The organism is Flavonifractor sp. HCP28S3_F3 (assembly GCF_052065355.1).
Classification (GTDB): Bacteria; Bacillota; Clostridia; order Oscillospirales; family Oscillospiraceae; genus Flavonifractor.
Genome location: NZ_JBQHUF010000003.1, coordinates 224,140 through 238,609, shown reverse-complemented (window position 1 = coordinate 238,609; position 14,470 = coordinate 224,140). Strand labels below are relative to the sequence as shown.

The 14,470-nt window shown below is 60.0% G+C and carries 14 protein-coding genes; 2 read left to right on the top strand and 12 right to left on the bottom strand.

Annotated features, from left to right (window positions below):
- Position 1 precedes the first annotated feature (1 nt).
- The 7 genes from ACTNB1_RS05145 to ACTNB1_RS05115 all read right to left on the bottom strand — a co-directional run bounded on the left by ACTNB1_RS05145 (position 2) and on the right by ACTNB1_RS05115 (position 9,743).
- Positions 2-895: a hypothetical protein gene (locus tag ACTNB1_RS05145; protein ID WP_441168190.1), complete on the bottom strand. Its 894-nt coding sequence runs from the start codon at positions 893-895 to the stop codon at positions 2-4.
- Positions 892-2,046 carry an MBOAT family O-acyltransferase gene (locus tag ACTNB1_RS05140; protein WP_441168189.1) on the bottom strand — a complete coding sequence of 385 codons (1,155 nt, stop codon included), beginning with the start codon at positions 2,044-2,046 and terminating at the stop codon, positions 892-894. Before ACTNB1_RS05140 ends, ACTNB1_RS05145 begins: the two co-directional genes overlap by 4 nt.
- 6 nt (positions 2,047-2,052) lie before the next feature.
- Positions 2,053-2,301, bottom strand: a complete 249-nt coding sequence (locus tag ACTNB1_RS05135) for an acyl carrier protein (RefSeq protein ID WP_441168188.1) — start codon at positions 2,299-2,301, stop codon at positions 2,053-2,055.
- A gap of 25 nt (positions 2,302-2,326) precedes the next feature.
- Positions 2,327-3,847: an amino acid adenylation domain-containing protein gene (locus tag ACTNB1_RS05130; RefSeq protein WP_441168187.1), complete on the bottom strand. Its 1,521-nt coding sequence runs from the start codon at positions 3,845-3,847 to the stop codon at positions 2,327-2,329.
- Positions 3,847-5,364: an amino acid adenylation domain-containing protein gene (locus ACTNB1_RS05125; protein ID WP_441168186.1), complete on the bottom strand. Its 1,518-nt coding sequence runs from the start codon at positions 5,362-5,364 to the stop codon at positions 3,847-3,849. The genes ACTNB1_RS05130 and ACTNB1_RS05125 overlap by 1 nt, the downstream gene beginning before the upstream one ends.
- Positions 5,365-5,391: 27 nt before the next feature.
- Positions 5,392-8,367, bottom strand: coding sequence for an FG-GAP repeat domain-containing protein (locus ACTNB1_RS05120; protein ID WP_441168185.1), 2,976 nt, complete (start codon positions 8,365-8,367; stop codon positions 5,392-5,394).
- Between the two features lie 80 nt (positions 8,368-8,447).
- A complete protein-coding gene (locus ACTNB1_RS05115; protein WP_441168184.1) occupies positions 8,448-9,743 on the bottom strand; it encodes a M18 family aminopeptidase in 1,296 nt (431 codons plus the stop codon).
- 133 nt (positions 9,744-9,876) lie between these two features.
- Here ACTNB1_RS05115 and ACTNB1_RS05110 point away from each other — a divergent pair, with 133 nt between their 5' ends.
- Both ACTNB1_RS05110 and ACTNB1_RS05105 read left to right on the top strand, forming a co-directional pair.
- Complete coding sequence (locus ACTNB1_RS05110) at positions 9,877-10,347, top strand: RNA polymerase sigma factor (RefSeq protein WP_441168183.1); 471 nt, start codon at positions 9,877-9,879, stop codon at positions 10,345-10,347.
- The gene (locus tag ACTNB1_RS05105) at positions 10,344-11,708 is read left to right on the top strand and encodes a hypothetical protein (protein WP_441168182.1); all 1,365 of its coding nucleotides are present in this window, start codon (positions 10,344-10,346) and stop codon (positions 11,706-11,708) included. Before ACTNB1_RS05110 ends, ACTNB1_RS05105 begins: the two co-directional genes overlap by 4 nt.
- A gap of 34 nt (positions 11,709-11,742) precedes the next feature.
- Here ACTNB1_RS05105 and ACTNB1_RS05100 read toward each other — a convergent pair whose 3' ends face one another.
- The 5 genes from ACTNB1_RS05100 to ACTNB1_RS05080 form a co-directional block, all read right to left on the bottom strand.
- Entirely contained in the window at positions 11,743-12,426 is a 684-nt protein-coding gene (locus ACTNB1_RS05100; RefSeq protein ID WP_441168181.1) for an LrgB family protein, read from the bottom strand.
- Entirely contained in the window at positions 12,426-12,785 is a 360-nt protein-coding gene (locus tag ACTNB1_RS05095; protein ID WP_441168180.1) for a CidA/LrgA family protein, read from the bottom strand. The genes ACTNB1_RS05100 and ACTNB1_RS05095 overlap by 1 nt, the downstream gene beginning before the upstream one ends.
- A gap of 164 nt (positions 12,786-12,949) precedes the next feature.
- Positions 12,950-13,495, bottom strand: coding sequence for a ribosome hibernation-promoting factor, HPF/YfiA family (hpf, locus tag ACTNB1_RS05090; protein WP_441168179.1), 546 nt, complete (start codon positions 13,493-13,495; stop codon positions 12,950-12,952).
- 138 nt (positions 13,496-13,633) lie between these two features.
- Positions 13,634-14,047, bottom strand: coding sequence for a NifB/NifX family molybdenum-iron cluster-binding protein (locus ACTNB1_RS05085; RefSeq protein WP_441168178.1), 414 nt, complete (start codon positions 14,045-14,047; stop codon positions 13,634-13,636).
- Positions 14,025-14,447, bottom strand: a complete 423-nt coding sequence (locus ACTNB1_RS05080; RefSeq protein WP_441168177.1) for a DUF134 domain-containing protein — start codon at positions 14,445-14,447, stop codon at positions 14,025-14,027. The genes ACTNB1_RS05085 and ACTNB1_RS05080 overlap by 23 nt, the downstream gene beginning before the upstream one ends.
- Positions 14,448-14,470 lie beyond the last annotated feature (23 nt).

Below are 14,470 nucleotides of genomic sequence, written 5' to 3'. Positions count from 1 at the left end.
ATCAGCCCTCCTCCGCCAGCCAGGGATCAATAAAGTCGGTGAACCAGGGCGCCCCGGTGTCGTAGTCCAGATGCCCGGTGTCGTAGAAATACTGCACCGGCACCGCACGGGTCAGATCCAGCACTTCGATCCCCATCTCCGCCAGCATCTCGTCGGCGTGATCCATGATGGCCTGGGCGGCGGGATAGATCTCCATTTTCTCGTTCCAGGGCATCCACACGCCCCGCAGACGGATGCCGTGCTCCTCACAGTAAGCGACCAGCTGTTCCAGCGCTGCAAAGTTCTCCTTGCAGTCGTCCAGGGTCACATTGCCAAACCGCTCCACCATGCTGTCGATGCTCTTCTGCAGGTCTTCGTCGGAGAGGGCGCCCCGGTATACCGTCCGCTGCTGACCGGATGTGTCGGCGTAGAAGAAGGAGCCGCCGTCCATCATGCTGTCCAGCCCCAGCGTGAGCAGCCGGTTCAGCCGGTCCCGGTGGAAGTAGACGTAGGGCTCATACCACTCCCGATGCCAGGGGTAGGTCTCGTTGGTGGGCAGGGTGTCCAGGAAAAAGATCTCGTTCATGCCGATGACCAGGTCGCTGTTGATGGTCACCCAGCCCTGCTCCAGCATCTCATACAGGTCTTTCACCGTACCATAGTCGATGCCCAAATTGGCATAGCCCGTGTCGTTGCGCCCCTCGATGTAGGAGGCGGTGACAGCGCTGCTGCCGTAAAACACCTTGTCGAAGGTCATGTCCGGATTGGCCACCTGAATGAGCTCGAAATCGTTGCGCCACACACAGGTCATATCCTTCACCGGGTTAATTTTGGTGAGGACCAGGTCCCCAATCAGCAGGGCTGCCGCCAGCAGGAACAGGAAGGCATAGCGCCCCAATGCTTTTACAAATCTCATAGGCGCACCAGTCCTTTCAGCACTTCAAAAAGCTGTCCGGCGTCCATGTAGAAGGACAGGGCGTTGATGCCGAAGAAGAAAGCCACCAGCAGGCACCGTCCCCAGAAGATCCACTTGGGAGTGCGCCGCTTGTCCACAGTGGACAGGCCGAACAGATTCTCAATGGCCAGGAAGGAGCCCATGTACACACCGTTGAGGATGGAGCCGATGCTGAACTCATGCCACAGGCTCATGACCACCATGGTACCCATGCCGATCAGCGCCCCCATCCACTTGCTCAGCCGCTTGCCGTTGACCACCACGAAGATGTGCTCCCGGATCCAGTCGCTGAGGGTGACGTGCCACTTCCGCCAGAATTGAGTGAAGCTGGCGGCGGAAAGGGGATTCTTGAAGTTCTCCGGCACCACAAAGCCGGTAAAGGCAGCCACCGAGATGGCGATATCGCTGTAACCCGACAGGTCAAAGAACAGGGATGCGTAGCACACCACGATAAGTGCCAGGCTCACCGGCAGGCACAGCCGTGCCTCCAGCAGCCGGGTGAGCACCTGGCTGAGGATGGCCACCAGCACCATTTTTTGAAACATGCCCCGGATAAACCTCTTCACAGCCGCAGTGGCAATAGGGGCGGTCACCGGCCGGGGTTTGAGATAATACTGCTCAAAGTCCCGGTAGCGCAGGATGGGTCCCGAGGTCATCACCGGGAAAAATAGCAGGAAGTTGGCGTAGGCAATGAGCGGGATGTCCTTGTCGGCATAGTAGACATAAAACACCGCATCAATGGCCTTGAGCATATTATAGGAAAAGCCCACCAGGGTGAAGATGGCCGGCAACACCGGCAGCAGCAGGGCGAACCGTGCGTAGAGGAAGGGGGAAGCGCACAGCAGGCAGAACAGCACAAAAAGCACTCGCCGGAGCCCCTCGCCCTTTGCCCCCTTCAGCACCCGCAGCATACCGTAGGTGACCAGGGTGTAGACCACATAGAAGGCGGTCAGCTCCCTGGACACGTAGATCAGCAGCCCCAGGTCAAAAACCAGCAGAAAGGGCGTCAGCCGCCGTTGGGGCCAGATCCGGCCCACTACGGCGGCTAACACCCCATACAGCAGGGTAGAGCCCAGGATCCACGCCAGGGTATCTACTTGCAAATACCACATGGACCCTTACTGCTCCCCCAGCTTCCGCTCCACCACCTGGGCGATCTCCCGGACGGTGTTCATGGGATAGAGGATGATATCCTTCTGGGTGATCTGTACACCGAAGGTATCCTCGATATAGAGGACGATCTCGGTGGCGCCCAGGGAATCCACGAACCCCTCATCAAACAGGTTCACATCCAGGCCGAAGTCGGGGTCGTCCCCGATCTCAAAGTGCTCCTTCACAAACTCGCAGATCTGCTCCATTACATTCATTGGTCTTGTCCTCCTATCTGATATCTTAACCGATCAACTGTTTCTTCAAGCCCACCCGGTCGATCTTCCGGTTGGGGGTAAGGGGGAGCTCCTCAAAAAGCTCCAGCCGCTTGGGCAGCATGTATTTGGGGATCAGCTTGCCCAGAGCCAGGTTGACCTTCCGCAGCTGGAGGGTCGCTTTGGTCTCCACCGCCAGGATGATCTCCTGGTTGACCTCATCAAAGAGGGCGCACACCTTGTCCACCCCTTCCAGGGTAGCGGCAGCGGTCTCGATGTCTCCCAGCTCAATGCGGTTGCCACGCAGCTTGAACTGGTGGTCCCGCCGCCCGCAGAACAGGATATTGCCCTCCTGATCCCACTTGCCCAGATCGCCGGTGCGGTACATGATTTCCGGATAGTCCGGGTTCAGGGGATTGCGGACGAAAGCCTTGGCGGTCTGCTCCGGGGCATTCCAGTAGCCCAGAGCCACACCGCTGCCCAGTACGCAGATCTCCCCCTCTTCGCCCACCGCGGCGGGGGTGTTGTCCTCCTTCAGCAGCAGCACCCGGGCTCCCCGCCAGGGCTTACCGATGGGCAGAGGATCGGCGTCGTCAAACTCCCGGTCCACAATGTAGCAGGTGCAGTCCACCGTGATCTCGGTGGGGCCGTACAGGTTGACGTACATCCGGCCGGGTAGAGCACGCCGCCAGACGTTGAGCTGCTTGTTGGGCATGACCTCCCCGGCGAACACGATGGTCTTCAGGTCGGGCAGCTCCCTCCCGTCCAGGGCGCCGGCGTTGGCCACCGAGATCATCACCGTGGGCACCCAGAACACGCAGGTAACCTTTTTTTCCTCCATCAGATCCATCAGCTTGTGGGGGTACATGAACAAAATCTCCGGGATGATGACCAGCTTGGCCCCGGTCATCAGGCAGCCGTAGATGTCAAACACGCTGTTGTCGAAGTGGAACCCGGACTGGAGGCCCATCACCGAATTCTCGGTAAGGCCGAAGGTGTCCACCACCGCCTGGGCATACTCCAGCACCCCTCGGTGTGGCACGGTAACTCCCTTGGGCACACCGGTGGAACCGGAAGTATACATAATATAGCAAGGATCGGTATCAATGACGGCGCTCAGCGTTGCCATCACCTTCTCATGGTCGGCCTCTTTGGCGGCCAGATCGGTGTAGAGCACGGCTTTGCTCTCCCCCAGGTCCAGCCCACCCAGCTTTTCCATGCCCGGCTGGTCAGTGACCACCAGGGCAGGGCGCAGATTTTCCAGGGTGCGGGCCAGCCGCTCCATGGGGATGGCGTAATCCACCGGAGCATAGGGGCACCCGGCGTACAGGGCGGCCAGGAAGGTAGCCACGCTCTCCCGGCTCTTGGGCAGGTAGACCAGCACCGGCTGGTTCCGTTCCACTCCCAGCTCCAGCATGGCGGTGGAAACACGTTCCACCGCATCCTCCAGCTCGCGCCAGGTCATGGTGCCCCATTCATCTTCCACACCTATCCGCTCCGGGAAACGGGCGGCGGTGGTTGCCAGCCATCTGGCCGCGGAATTCAGCATTACACATTCTCCTCTGCCAGGGTGGCCTTCAGGCGCACCCGGTCAATCTTGTCATTGGCGGTGTGGGGCAGCTTGTCCATGCACACCAGCTTGCCCGGCAGCATGTACTGGGGGATGTACCCCTTGAGCTGCTTGTTCATCTGCCGCAGGTTCATTCCCTGTCCGCCCTCCACAAAGAGGACGATGCGCTCCGCCGGAGCGTCAAAGATGGCGCAAGCGTTCTCCACGCCGGGGACGCACATGGCCGCCGATTCGATCTCGCCCAGCTCAATGCGGTTGCCCTTCAGCTTGATCTGACTGTCCTTCCGGCCCAGGAAGCGAATGAGGCCATCTTCTCCCCACTGGGCCAGGTCGCCGGTGCGGTACATCCGCTCCGGGAAAGCTGGGCTGAGAGGATTGAGGCAGAAGGCTTTCTGGGTCTGCTCGGGGTTGTTCCAGTAGCCCAGGGCCACGCCGCTGCCCAGCACGCACAGCTCTCCGGTCTCTCCGGGAGCGGCCTCTTTGCCGTCATCCGTGAGGATGTGCACCCGCATATTCTCGCAGGCCTTGCCGATGGGCAGGCTCTCGTAGTTTTCAAAGGGCCGACCCACCTTGTAGTAGCAACACACGTCAGTGATCTCGGTGGGGCCGTACAGGTTTGCATAGGCACAGTGGGGAAAAGCTTTGCGCCAGATGTTCAGCTGGGTGTTGGGCATAACCTCTCCGCAGAAGGCCACATTTTTCAGCTCCGGCAGGGGGTGTCCCTCCAAAGCCCCGGCGTTGGCCACATTGATCATCACCGTGGGCACCCAGAAGATGGAGGTAATGTGGTGGGTCTCCAGATACTCGGGCAGTTTTAAGGGGAACAGGAACAGGCTCTCCGGGGTGAGGAACAGCTTGCCGCCGCACCGCAGGGTGCCGTAGATATCGAAGGTGGAGTTGTCAAAGTAGAAGGGGGCCTGGTTGGCCATAATGGTGGTTTCGTCAAAGGCGAAGGTGTCCACCACCCAGTCGGCGTAGTCCAGAATGCCCCGGTGAGGAATGGTCACGCCTTTGGGAGTTCCGGTGGAGCCGGAGGTGTACATCACATAAATGGGGTCGGTATCGATGACGGCGGAAATAGCCGCTTCTACCGCTTCTTCGTTTACCGCCGTCCCCTCCAGCTGGGACAGCAGCACCGCCTTGGTGTCCCCCAGTTCTACCCCCTCCAGATTGGGCATCAGGGTCTCGTTGGTGACCACATAGGCCGGGCGGAGGCTCTCCACGATCTTCTCCAGTCGGGCCATAGGGATGTGGGCGTCCACCGGGGCGTAGGGCCGCCCAGCGCACATGGCCCCGAAGAACACCGACAGGGCGTCGATGCTCTTGGGCAGGTAGACCACCACCGGCCGCCGGTCACCCAGCAGGGCGGTGCCGATGGCCCGCGCCCGCCCCAGCATACCGCCGTAGGTCAGGCTGCCTTCTTCTTCCTCTACATAAACCCGCTCCGGCCAGCGCGCCGCGGCGCGTTCCAGCAGGCGAACGGCAGAATTACTCATATTCTCGCACCTTCTATTTCTTCGTGTTTACTCCCAAAAGTGGAGCACCAGGGTGTCGGCGTCTCCTCGCTTGGTCAGGGTGGTCCGCTCCCCCTCTCGGGTCATGGTCCAGCCCTCAGAGGGGGTGGACACGCTGCCCTCCACCTGTACCTCCATCAGGCCGCCCTCGGCAAAGTCCACGGTCAGGGTGTCTCCCTCCCAGGTCAGTTCAGCGGGCAGATTGACCTGCCGCAGGTAGGTGCCCTCCCGCTGGCCCTTCCAGACAGTGGTGTCCTTATCCAGGGACAGATAGAGACTGTTGCCCTCCTGACGCCACACCGAGGCATCGGTGGCGTAGTCAGAGGCAGAGTACCCCTCCCCAAAGGTGAGTTTCACGCCCACGGAATTCTGATAGTTCTCGTCATACAAAGCCAGATCGGTACTCAGTGTGGACGCGGACAGACGGATGGCTCCACTTCCATCCATTGCTGCGGTCACCGCCGTGTTGAGTGTGGCAGCAGAGGCGCAGGCCAGCTGATCCTCGGTAATACAGGTGTAACCATGCTTGTCCAGGAAATCGGACATGGCCTGAATGACCTTCTTGGCCTCTGTGTCATCCTTATAGATCCAGTCGCAGTGATAGTAGAAGCACACCGGCACGCCATACTTGGCGGACAGGTCGCTCCACTCCTCCCCCTTATAGTAGATGGTGGAGGCGTTAAGCATCAGCATGGTAGGCTCCCCGTCCTCTTCCAGGAAGAAGGGCAGTGCCAGCACATTTTCCGCCGCTGTCTGGGGAGAGGCGGAGGCGCAGGGCATCTCCGAGCCGGAGTTCCACAAAATGCCGTTGTCGTACTGGGCCAGGAAGGTCTGGGCAGGGCCGTACACACTGGTGTGCCAGGTATGCTGGTTGGTGCCCACACAATCCAGGTCCACACCGTAGGAGGCCAGGGCCTCCATGTGGCGCTCAAACTCCCGCTCCTCATAACCCTCCGAGGCGTACCAGTGGGTCAGGGCGTGAGGCCCCAGGTAATAGTTGTTTTCCTGCATCCAGTCGATCTGCTCCTGGAGTTCCTCCCGGAAGGGGAAATACTCCGAGTCAATGGGACAGGGCAAGCCGTACTCTAGCTGGCCGCAGATCAGGTCCAGGGCCCCGTCGCCGTTGACGTCATAGAACACCGGTTTGCAGTTGTTGCCGAATTTCAGGTGGGTGTTGCCCTTGTAGTTTTCCTCCCCGCCTTCAAAATAGCCGGTAAAGGTGTAGCTGTTCCCCTGCCGCACCAGCTTGGCCACATAGCCGTGGAAGGTACCCAAGGCAATATCCAGGGTGCCGTCCCCGTTCAGATCCACAGCACAGGGTGCCGCCCAATCAGAGATCTCCTCCGGCAGAGAAATGGCCTGCTTGCTGCTGAATCCGCCGCCGGACTTGCCCTTGTAGAGGGCCAGCCCGCCGCCGGCGGAGCCCACCAGCAGGTCAGTGACCCCGTCGCCGTCCATGTCGGCGGCCGCCGGGAAGATCTGCACCTCTCCCATGCCGGGGTCCAGCAGCAGTTGGGGCTCCTCAAAGGTGAGGTTACCCAGACCCCGGAGCCAGTAGAGCTTGCCGTCCCCGGCCCCGGAGACCACGTCGGGGACACTATCCCCGTCCACATCCAGGATGGTGGGAGCGGAGTGGCCGCCGGACACCGTCAGGTTCTCCCCTGCCTCATTGGTGAGGAATACCGGCGTGTCCACCGTAAAGCGCTGGTCGTTGTCCAGAATCTCATAGCAGTAGAACTGTCCGTCGCCGCTGCCGCACAGCAGCTCGTCGGCCCCGTCGCCGTCCACATCCCCGATGGTTGGGTAAGCCCGCTCGGTATAGCCGCCGTCGTCGCTGAAATAGCTGATGGTGTTCTCCACCCATACCTGGCTGAGCCAGTCGTTGTCGCACACCACATGGGTGCCGGAGGAGTAAATCCCCTCATATTCGTCCAGTTCATATTCCAGGCCGCTGTCGCTCTGATTCACCAGATAGGTGACGCTCTCCGCCCGCAGCAGCCACCAGTAGGCGCCCCGCACCAGGGTGTAAGACGGGATCTGCCCCGCGGCAACCGCCAGGTCGGCAAACTGCTTGGCCGAGTTCTCCCGGATGGCGGTGATCTCCTCGTAGTGGAGCTCCCAGGCGGCGGGATTGGTGCCGAAGGGCCCGTATACCCGCTCCACGGCGTAACCATACTGTTCCATAGAACGGTAGGCCAGCAGTTTTCCGTAAAACAGCCGGTTGGCGCTGTTGGTAGTGTTGGCGAAGGGCTCCTGCCCCTCCTCGCTGGCCGTCAGGCTGGGGCCGTTGATGGTATAGCTGTTAGGCAGCATGGGGTTGGTGAGCATGACCTGCCCCTCCCCCACATCGTTGAGGGTATACAGGGCCAGTTCTCCCTGGGTGGCAATCGCCTGGGCGGTGGTAACGGTGAAGCCATAGCCGTAATCCTTTCCCGCCAAGGTCTCGGCATCCCGATAGCTGGGGTAGAGGAAGGCAAAGTCCTGGATTACCTCCTGAACGCCGGAGAGATTTTCCTCCACCTCCGGCCAAGTCAGTTCTGCTGGCATGCTGTCCAGGGCGGTTCCTCCGGAGATACCCAGAAATTCCGCCGGAAACTGATCCCAGAAGGAATTGTCCAGCACTAGCAGGCCGCCGCCTTCCACATAATCCATCAGTTTCCGCCTGATCTCTTCCCAGTTCTCTTCCTCCAGCAGTTCAGAGTCGGCGATCACCATATCGCAGCCGGTCAGATCATCAGCGGTCTCCAGGGCCTGGGCAGTCACATTGGCCAGGGAGCTGTATTCCAGATGGCTCAGGGTATCCTGCCAGCCTCCGGAACTTTCAGCGTGGAGCACTCCGGCGGTGAGATCCGCCTGCTGGGTAAAGTCCAGCTCTTCCGGCGCGCCCGCTGGGGTCTTCCCCTCCTGGCGGCAGCCGGAAACACCCAGCACCAGCAAAACCGCCAGCGCCCCGGCTATGATCCGCCTGCTCCCTCTCCTGTTCATGTCCCGGCCCCTTTCCATGCATATACTCTAACTAATTAAAATACCACAAGATGCCCCTTTTTTCAATACTTTCCGTCTTTTTAGAAAGAATACCGGCCGTCTCCCTCCACGCTCAGGCTACTCTCGTAGAAGGCGGCACAAGCCTGGGCCAGATAGTCCGGGTCATGGCTCCCGGCGGTCTCCACAGCGGCGTGCATGGCCAGCTGCGCCATGCCGATATCCACCATAGGAATGCTCACCTGCTGACCCAGCAGATTGCCCAGGGTGGAGCCGCCGGGCTCGTCTGCCCGGTTAGCAAAGGTCTGCACCGGTACCCCCGCCTTTTGGCAGATGGCTTTAAAAACCCCCGCCGTCAGGGCGTTTGTGGTATACTTCTGGTTGGCAGAATATTTCACCACCACACCCCTGTTGGGGTACACCTTGTTGGCCGGGTCGGATTTTTCTCCAAAATTGGGGTGGACGGCATGACCGTTATCTGCACTGAGGAGCATGCTGCCCGCCAGAGCCATCCGTTTCTCCTGAGCATCCATGCTCAGGCAGCAGGCGATCCGCTCCAGCACGTCGGGCAGGAAGGTGCTCAGGGCGCCCTGCCGGGTGCCGCTGCCCACTTCCTCGTTGTCAAACAGGCAGTAGACCTGTCCTGCCGTCTCCTGACCCTTGGCGGAAATCAGCCCTTCCAGACCCGCCCAGGCGCAGCCCAGGTCGTCGATGCGGGGTGCCTGGAACAGTTCCGCCTCAGCACCCAGCAGCACCGGCTTCTGCCGGGGGCAGAGCACAAGGTCCCAGGACAGCAGGGTCTCCTTTTCCACACCCAATTCCTCCGCCAGCAAGTCGGTGAGGGACTTGCTCCCCATCAGGCCGTACAGGGGCTGCATGTCCCGCTGGGGGTTGTACTCGTGGCCCTTGTTCACATCCCGCTGCATGTGGATGGCCAGGCTGGGGATGGTGAGCAGATCCCGGTCCAGATACACCCGCCTGCTCTCCGCGCCGGTCTCGGTGGCCACCAGCACCCGCCCCGCCACGGTGAGGGGTCGGTCCTGCCAGGAAGCACAATTCATCCCGCCGTACCCTTCCACCGCCAGCCGCAGGTAGGTCTTGTCCCCCTCCAGCTTATCGTTTTTCACCGCAAAGGTAGGGGAATCGCTGTGGGCAGCGGCCAGCCGCCAGCTCTCCGGCTTGCGGGCAGGCAGCCGGAAGGCGATGAGGCTGCTCTGGTTTCGGGTGACATAATATCCATGTCCCGGGGTCAGTTCCCACTTCTGATGCTCCGTCAGAGGGGAAAATCCCGCTTTTTCCAGCAGTTCAGCCGCCTGAGCCGCCGCGTGGTAGGGGCTGGGGCTGCGGTCTATAAAATCCATCAGTGCCTGTACACTCATAGCACATGTCTCCTTTCGTCAGTGGTCCCATTGTACCACGCTCTGCTTTCTGTGACAATCTTCCCACAATTTTTCGGCATCAGCGGAGCATTTCGGCCCGCTCAAGCGTATTAAGGGTGAAGGAGGGAGGAAGATGACGGAATCCAACCGGTTGGGAACTGTGATCCGCGCCTATGAAAACACCCTGTACCGCGCCGCCCTGTCCATTCTGGGAGATCCCCAGGAGGCGGAGGACGTGGTACAGGAAGCCTTCCTGCGCCTGTGGGAAAAAGCCCCCATCTTTGAAAGTCCCGCCCACGAGCGGGCCTGGCTGCTGAAGGTAGCCGTCAATGGCTGCAAGAGCCGCCTGCGCTCGCCCTGGCACCGGCGTACCGCTCCCCTGCTGGACAGCTATCCCGCCGCCGATCCAGAGGAGCAGGCGGTACTGGAGGTGATCCAGTCTCTGCCTCCCAAAGACCGGACGGTGCTCCACCTTTATTATTATGAGGGCTATCAAACCGCCGAGATCGCCGCCATGACCGGCTGGCGGGAGGGCACCGTCCGTTCCCGGCTGGCCCGGGCCCGGGACAGGCTGCGGGAACTGCTGAAAGGAGAATGGGAATGAACCGCTATCGGAATTATATGGACCGCATCACTGCTCCCGCCAGCCTCCACGAAAAGCTGCTGGCCGGTGAGCCCCCCCATCATCGGAGAAATAGATACGCCCCGGCTTTTGCCCTGGCCGCAGCCTGCTGTCTGCTGGCAGTGGTGGGCTTGTGGCAGCCCTGGGCCGGCACACCGGCCCAGGAGGTCTCCCCTACCGCCGGCGTGGCCGCCACGCCCGGCACGGCGGAAAGTTCCCCACCGGAGCAAGCCACGGAACACACCTTGACCGTGGGGGGCGACCCCTTCCAGGGCCAGCCCCACACCTTTTTCGGTATCCCGACCCTCTCTTTCCCCGACTGCAACGACTCCGAAACCCTGATGATAGACTGGGGTCTGCCGGATGGCTGGTTCTCCGAGCCCATGACCGCCCAGGACATTCTGGGTATCTTCGGCGGCGGGGACGACATTCCCTGGAGCCTATACTGGTATGATTTTGGTCTGGACGGCACGGTGATCTACAACGCCGACGGCTCAGTAATCAACGCCTCCATCCGGGGTGTGCGCGATACCGAGTCCTTTACTCTCACCCTGTGGCCGGGGCAATACCCTCTGCTGAGCCCCGCTTATACCGACGCCGCCGTCCAGGAGGTGGACGGGGTGGAAGTCACCAGCTCCATGGTATACGCCGATGAAAACGGCGACCGCCGGTATGAGATAACCTGTCGGGCCACCTTCCAAGTAGGGGATCTGGGTATGGACTTCGTCTACACCGGGGAGGACGGAGACAGAGCCACCATGCTGCCCTGTGTGTTTCTGTGGAACGCCCTCCAGACAGACGGAACCATCACCACCGAACATCTGGTCTCCCGCACCAACGGGGAGGACTTTCTGGATCTGGGCACTGCCGTCATCTCCGGCGACCGCGAGCTGACCCAGGAGGAGGCCTATGAGGAAGATATGTCCATCTTCTTCCCCGATCCCGAGGAGCTCCCCCTGGGCTTCCAGTTTGGGGGTGCTCACCGGAATCTGGATCAGGACTGGGATTCTCTCAGCATTCTGTTTACTCACAACTACGGCTATCTCTATGTCCAGGTCATGCGCTTCCCTGCTTATGCCAGCCTTCTGGCCCCTGATTTCCAGCCCGGCAAAGTGACCGCCGCCGATCTGGAGGCGTGGGGCAGCTATGGGGACGACGCACTGTGGGACACCGCGACTTGGGAATATGACACCTTTACCATACATTACCCCCAGACCGACGGTTCCACCATGGTGGTGACCTGGGCCGCAAAGGGGGTATCCCCCGCCGATCTGGCCTCCCTGGTCAACGGCACCACCGTGGCCCTGCCGGAGGGTGACCTCCAGGCAGTTCCTCTGGAATAGCGCAAAAAGCGGGAGCCATACGGCTCCCGCTTTTTTATGACACAAGGAACAGGGATATAATCACGGTAATGATACCGCATACCCCAATAGCCAGCCCGCTCATGGCGCCTTCCGTCTCTCCCAGTTCCAGGGCCTTGGAGGTACCCACCGCATGGGAGCAGGCGCCGATAGCCAAACCGGCGGCCACCGGATCTTTCACCCGAAAGATTTTGATAAGCAGGGGCGCAAAGATGCTGCCCAGGATACCGGTAATGATGACCGCCACCACAGTGATAGCCTGGATGCCTCCCAGGCTCTGGGACACCTCAATGGCGATGGGGGTGGTCACCGACTTGGGCAACAGGGAAGCTGTCATGGCCTCGTCCAACCGGAACAGGCGGCACAGTCCGTAAATGCTGCCCATAGAAGTGATGGACCCGGCGGTGCAGCCCACCAGAATGGGCAGCCAGTTTTCCTTTAGCAGCTGGATCCGGGTGTAAATAGACACCGCCAGGCAAGCCGTAGCGGGGGCCAGGAACATGTTGATGACCGCACCGCCCTGATTGTAATCCTCATAAGGGATGCGGCAAATGAGCAGCACAGCTGACACCAGCACGATGGCGATGAGCAGCGGGTTGCACAGCTCCACGCCTGTTCTTTTCCGGATCTCTACACCGATAAGAAAGGCCAGGATGCTGAGGGCGATCCCAAAGAAAGGAGAAGCAAAGATCTCAGACATTATTTTTTCCTCCTATCCATCAGTCTGCGAGTCAACCGCACGGTCCAGGCGGTCACTGCAAAGGTGAGCACAGTACTGATGACACACACTGCCAACAGCGGCAGGATACTGCTGGCCAGTACGTCAAAATAGTTGATGATGCTCACCCCGGCAGGGATAAAGAAAAAGGCCATATTGGACAACAGAAAATCAGACTTCTCCCGAATATGGTCCACCTTCAGCACCCGGGTCATCAGCAGCAGGAGCAGCAGAAGCATACCGATGACGCTGGCAGGAAAGGCGATCGGGAGCAGCGCCTCAATGATCTGACTGATCCAGCATATGGAAAATATAATGGCGATTTGTATAATGATCTTCACGCGCGTTCCGCCTCCATACCATAAAATCCAGATTTCGATTCTAAAACCTTCCCCGCCATTTGTCAAACCAAGATTGTCCCTGTTTCCGCCTCTAATATGGTGCAATCTGCGCAAAAAGGGCGCGCCGCGAATTCACGGCGCGCCCTTTTTCTTGTTTCTGCTTATTAGATCTCGTCTTCAATGAGACCGTAATCTCCGTCATTACGCTTATAAACCACGCAGAAGCGTCCATCATGGTCTATATCCTTAAAGGCGAAGAAGGTGTGGCCCACCAGTTCCATCTGGAGCACCGCCTCGTCTACGGTCATGGGCTTGATGGGGAACTTCTTGGTGCGGACGATCTTGTACTCCTCTTCATCGCTCTCAGGAACGAAGGAAGAGATCTCCTCCACATCCACGCTGCGGGTAAAGGCGTCCTGACGCAGACGCTTCTCCAGACGGGTCTTATTCTTGCGCAGCCGGCGCTCCACGGAAGAGACAGCGGCGTCGATGGTAGCAAACATATCGGAGGTGCTCTCCGCTACACGGATGATGGTGCCGCCAGAGCGAATGGTCAGCTCCACATTGTTGCGGCCCTTCTCTACGCTGAAGACAATGGCGGCCTCCGTGTCCGCCTTAAAATAACGGTCTAACTTGCCCACCTTTTTCTCCGCGTAGGCGTGGACCTTGTTAGGCAGATTGATCTTCTTGTCGGTAAACACGAACTTCATAGTTTTCAGCTCCTTCCGCCCTCCGGGGAGGGCCTTGCTGGAACCGGCCGGGGCCGTTTCCTTGCTTTGATTATACCACGAAGTTTGCCAATTGTCACAACTAATTTGAAAATTTTCTGCGCAATTTCACCAATGGTCTCAGCCGCAGCTGTGGCCGTGTCCGCCGCAGTGGTGACCCTCGCCATGGCTTCCGCAGTCGTGGCCTTCCCCATGATCGTGGTGATGGGCACACACTGTATCGGGATTATAGTTCAGGCTGCCGCCCAGCAGAGCCTCCACCTGAGCATCCGCATCTCCGGAAGCGCCGGGAAACAGCTGGATGCCAGCCTGGGCCAAGGCATTACGGGCGCCGCCGCCGATACCGCCACAAATCAAGGCCTCCACCCCGTGGGCAGCCAGAAATCCCGCCAGGGCCCCGTGGCCGCTGCCGTTGGTGTCCACCACCTGAGCGGACACTACCTTGCCGTCCTGCACCTCATAGATCTTGAACTGCTCCGTGTGCCCAAAATGCTGAAATACCTGTCCATTGTCATAAGTTACTGCGATCTTCATCTACATTCCCTCCTGTAGTTTTTCTTTCCCGTTGTGTGCAGCTTCCACACCCACAGCGCCGTCTGGCGCAGTCCCGCCGGGCACAATCCCGGCCCGCACAGTCCTCCGCCTGGGGGCATAGCATGTAGTCGCCGCCGGAGATCACCAGCCGCCGTCCCTCTACCAGCGCCAGGGCCAACTTCCGCCTGGCCCGATCGTAGACCTGCTGGACCGTGGAGCGGGCCACACCCATCTGCCCGGCGCATTCTTCCTGCGTGCATCCCAGCAGATCGATAAGGCGGATGGCTTCATATTCCTCCAGCACCATCCCCACCGGTTCAGAGCGCTCTCCCTCCAGGGGCCCGAAGCTGCTGCACCGCGGCATGGCGCAGACCCGTCTGCATTTCTTTGGCCGGGGCATAGCACTTCCCTCCGTTTCTGACT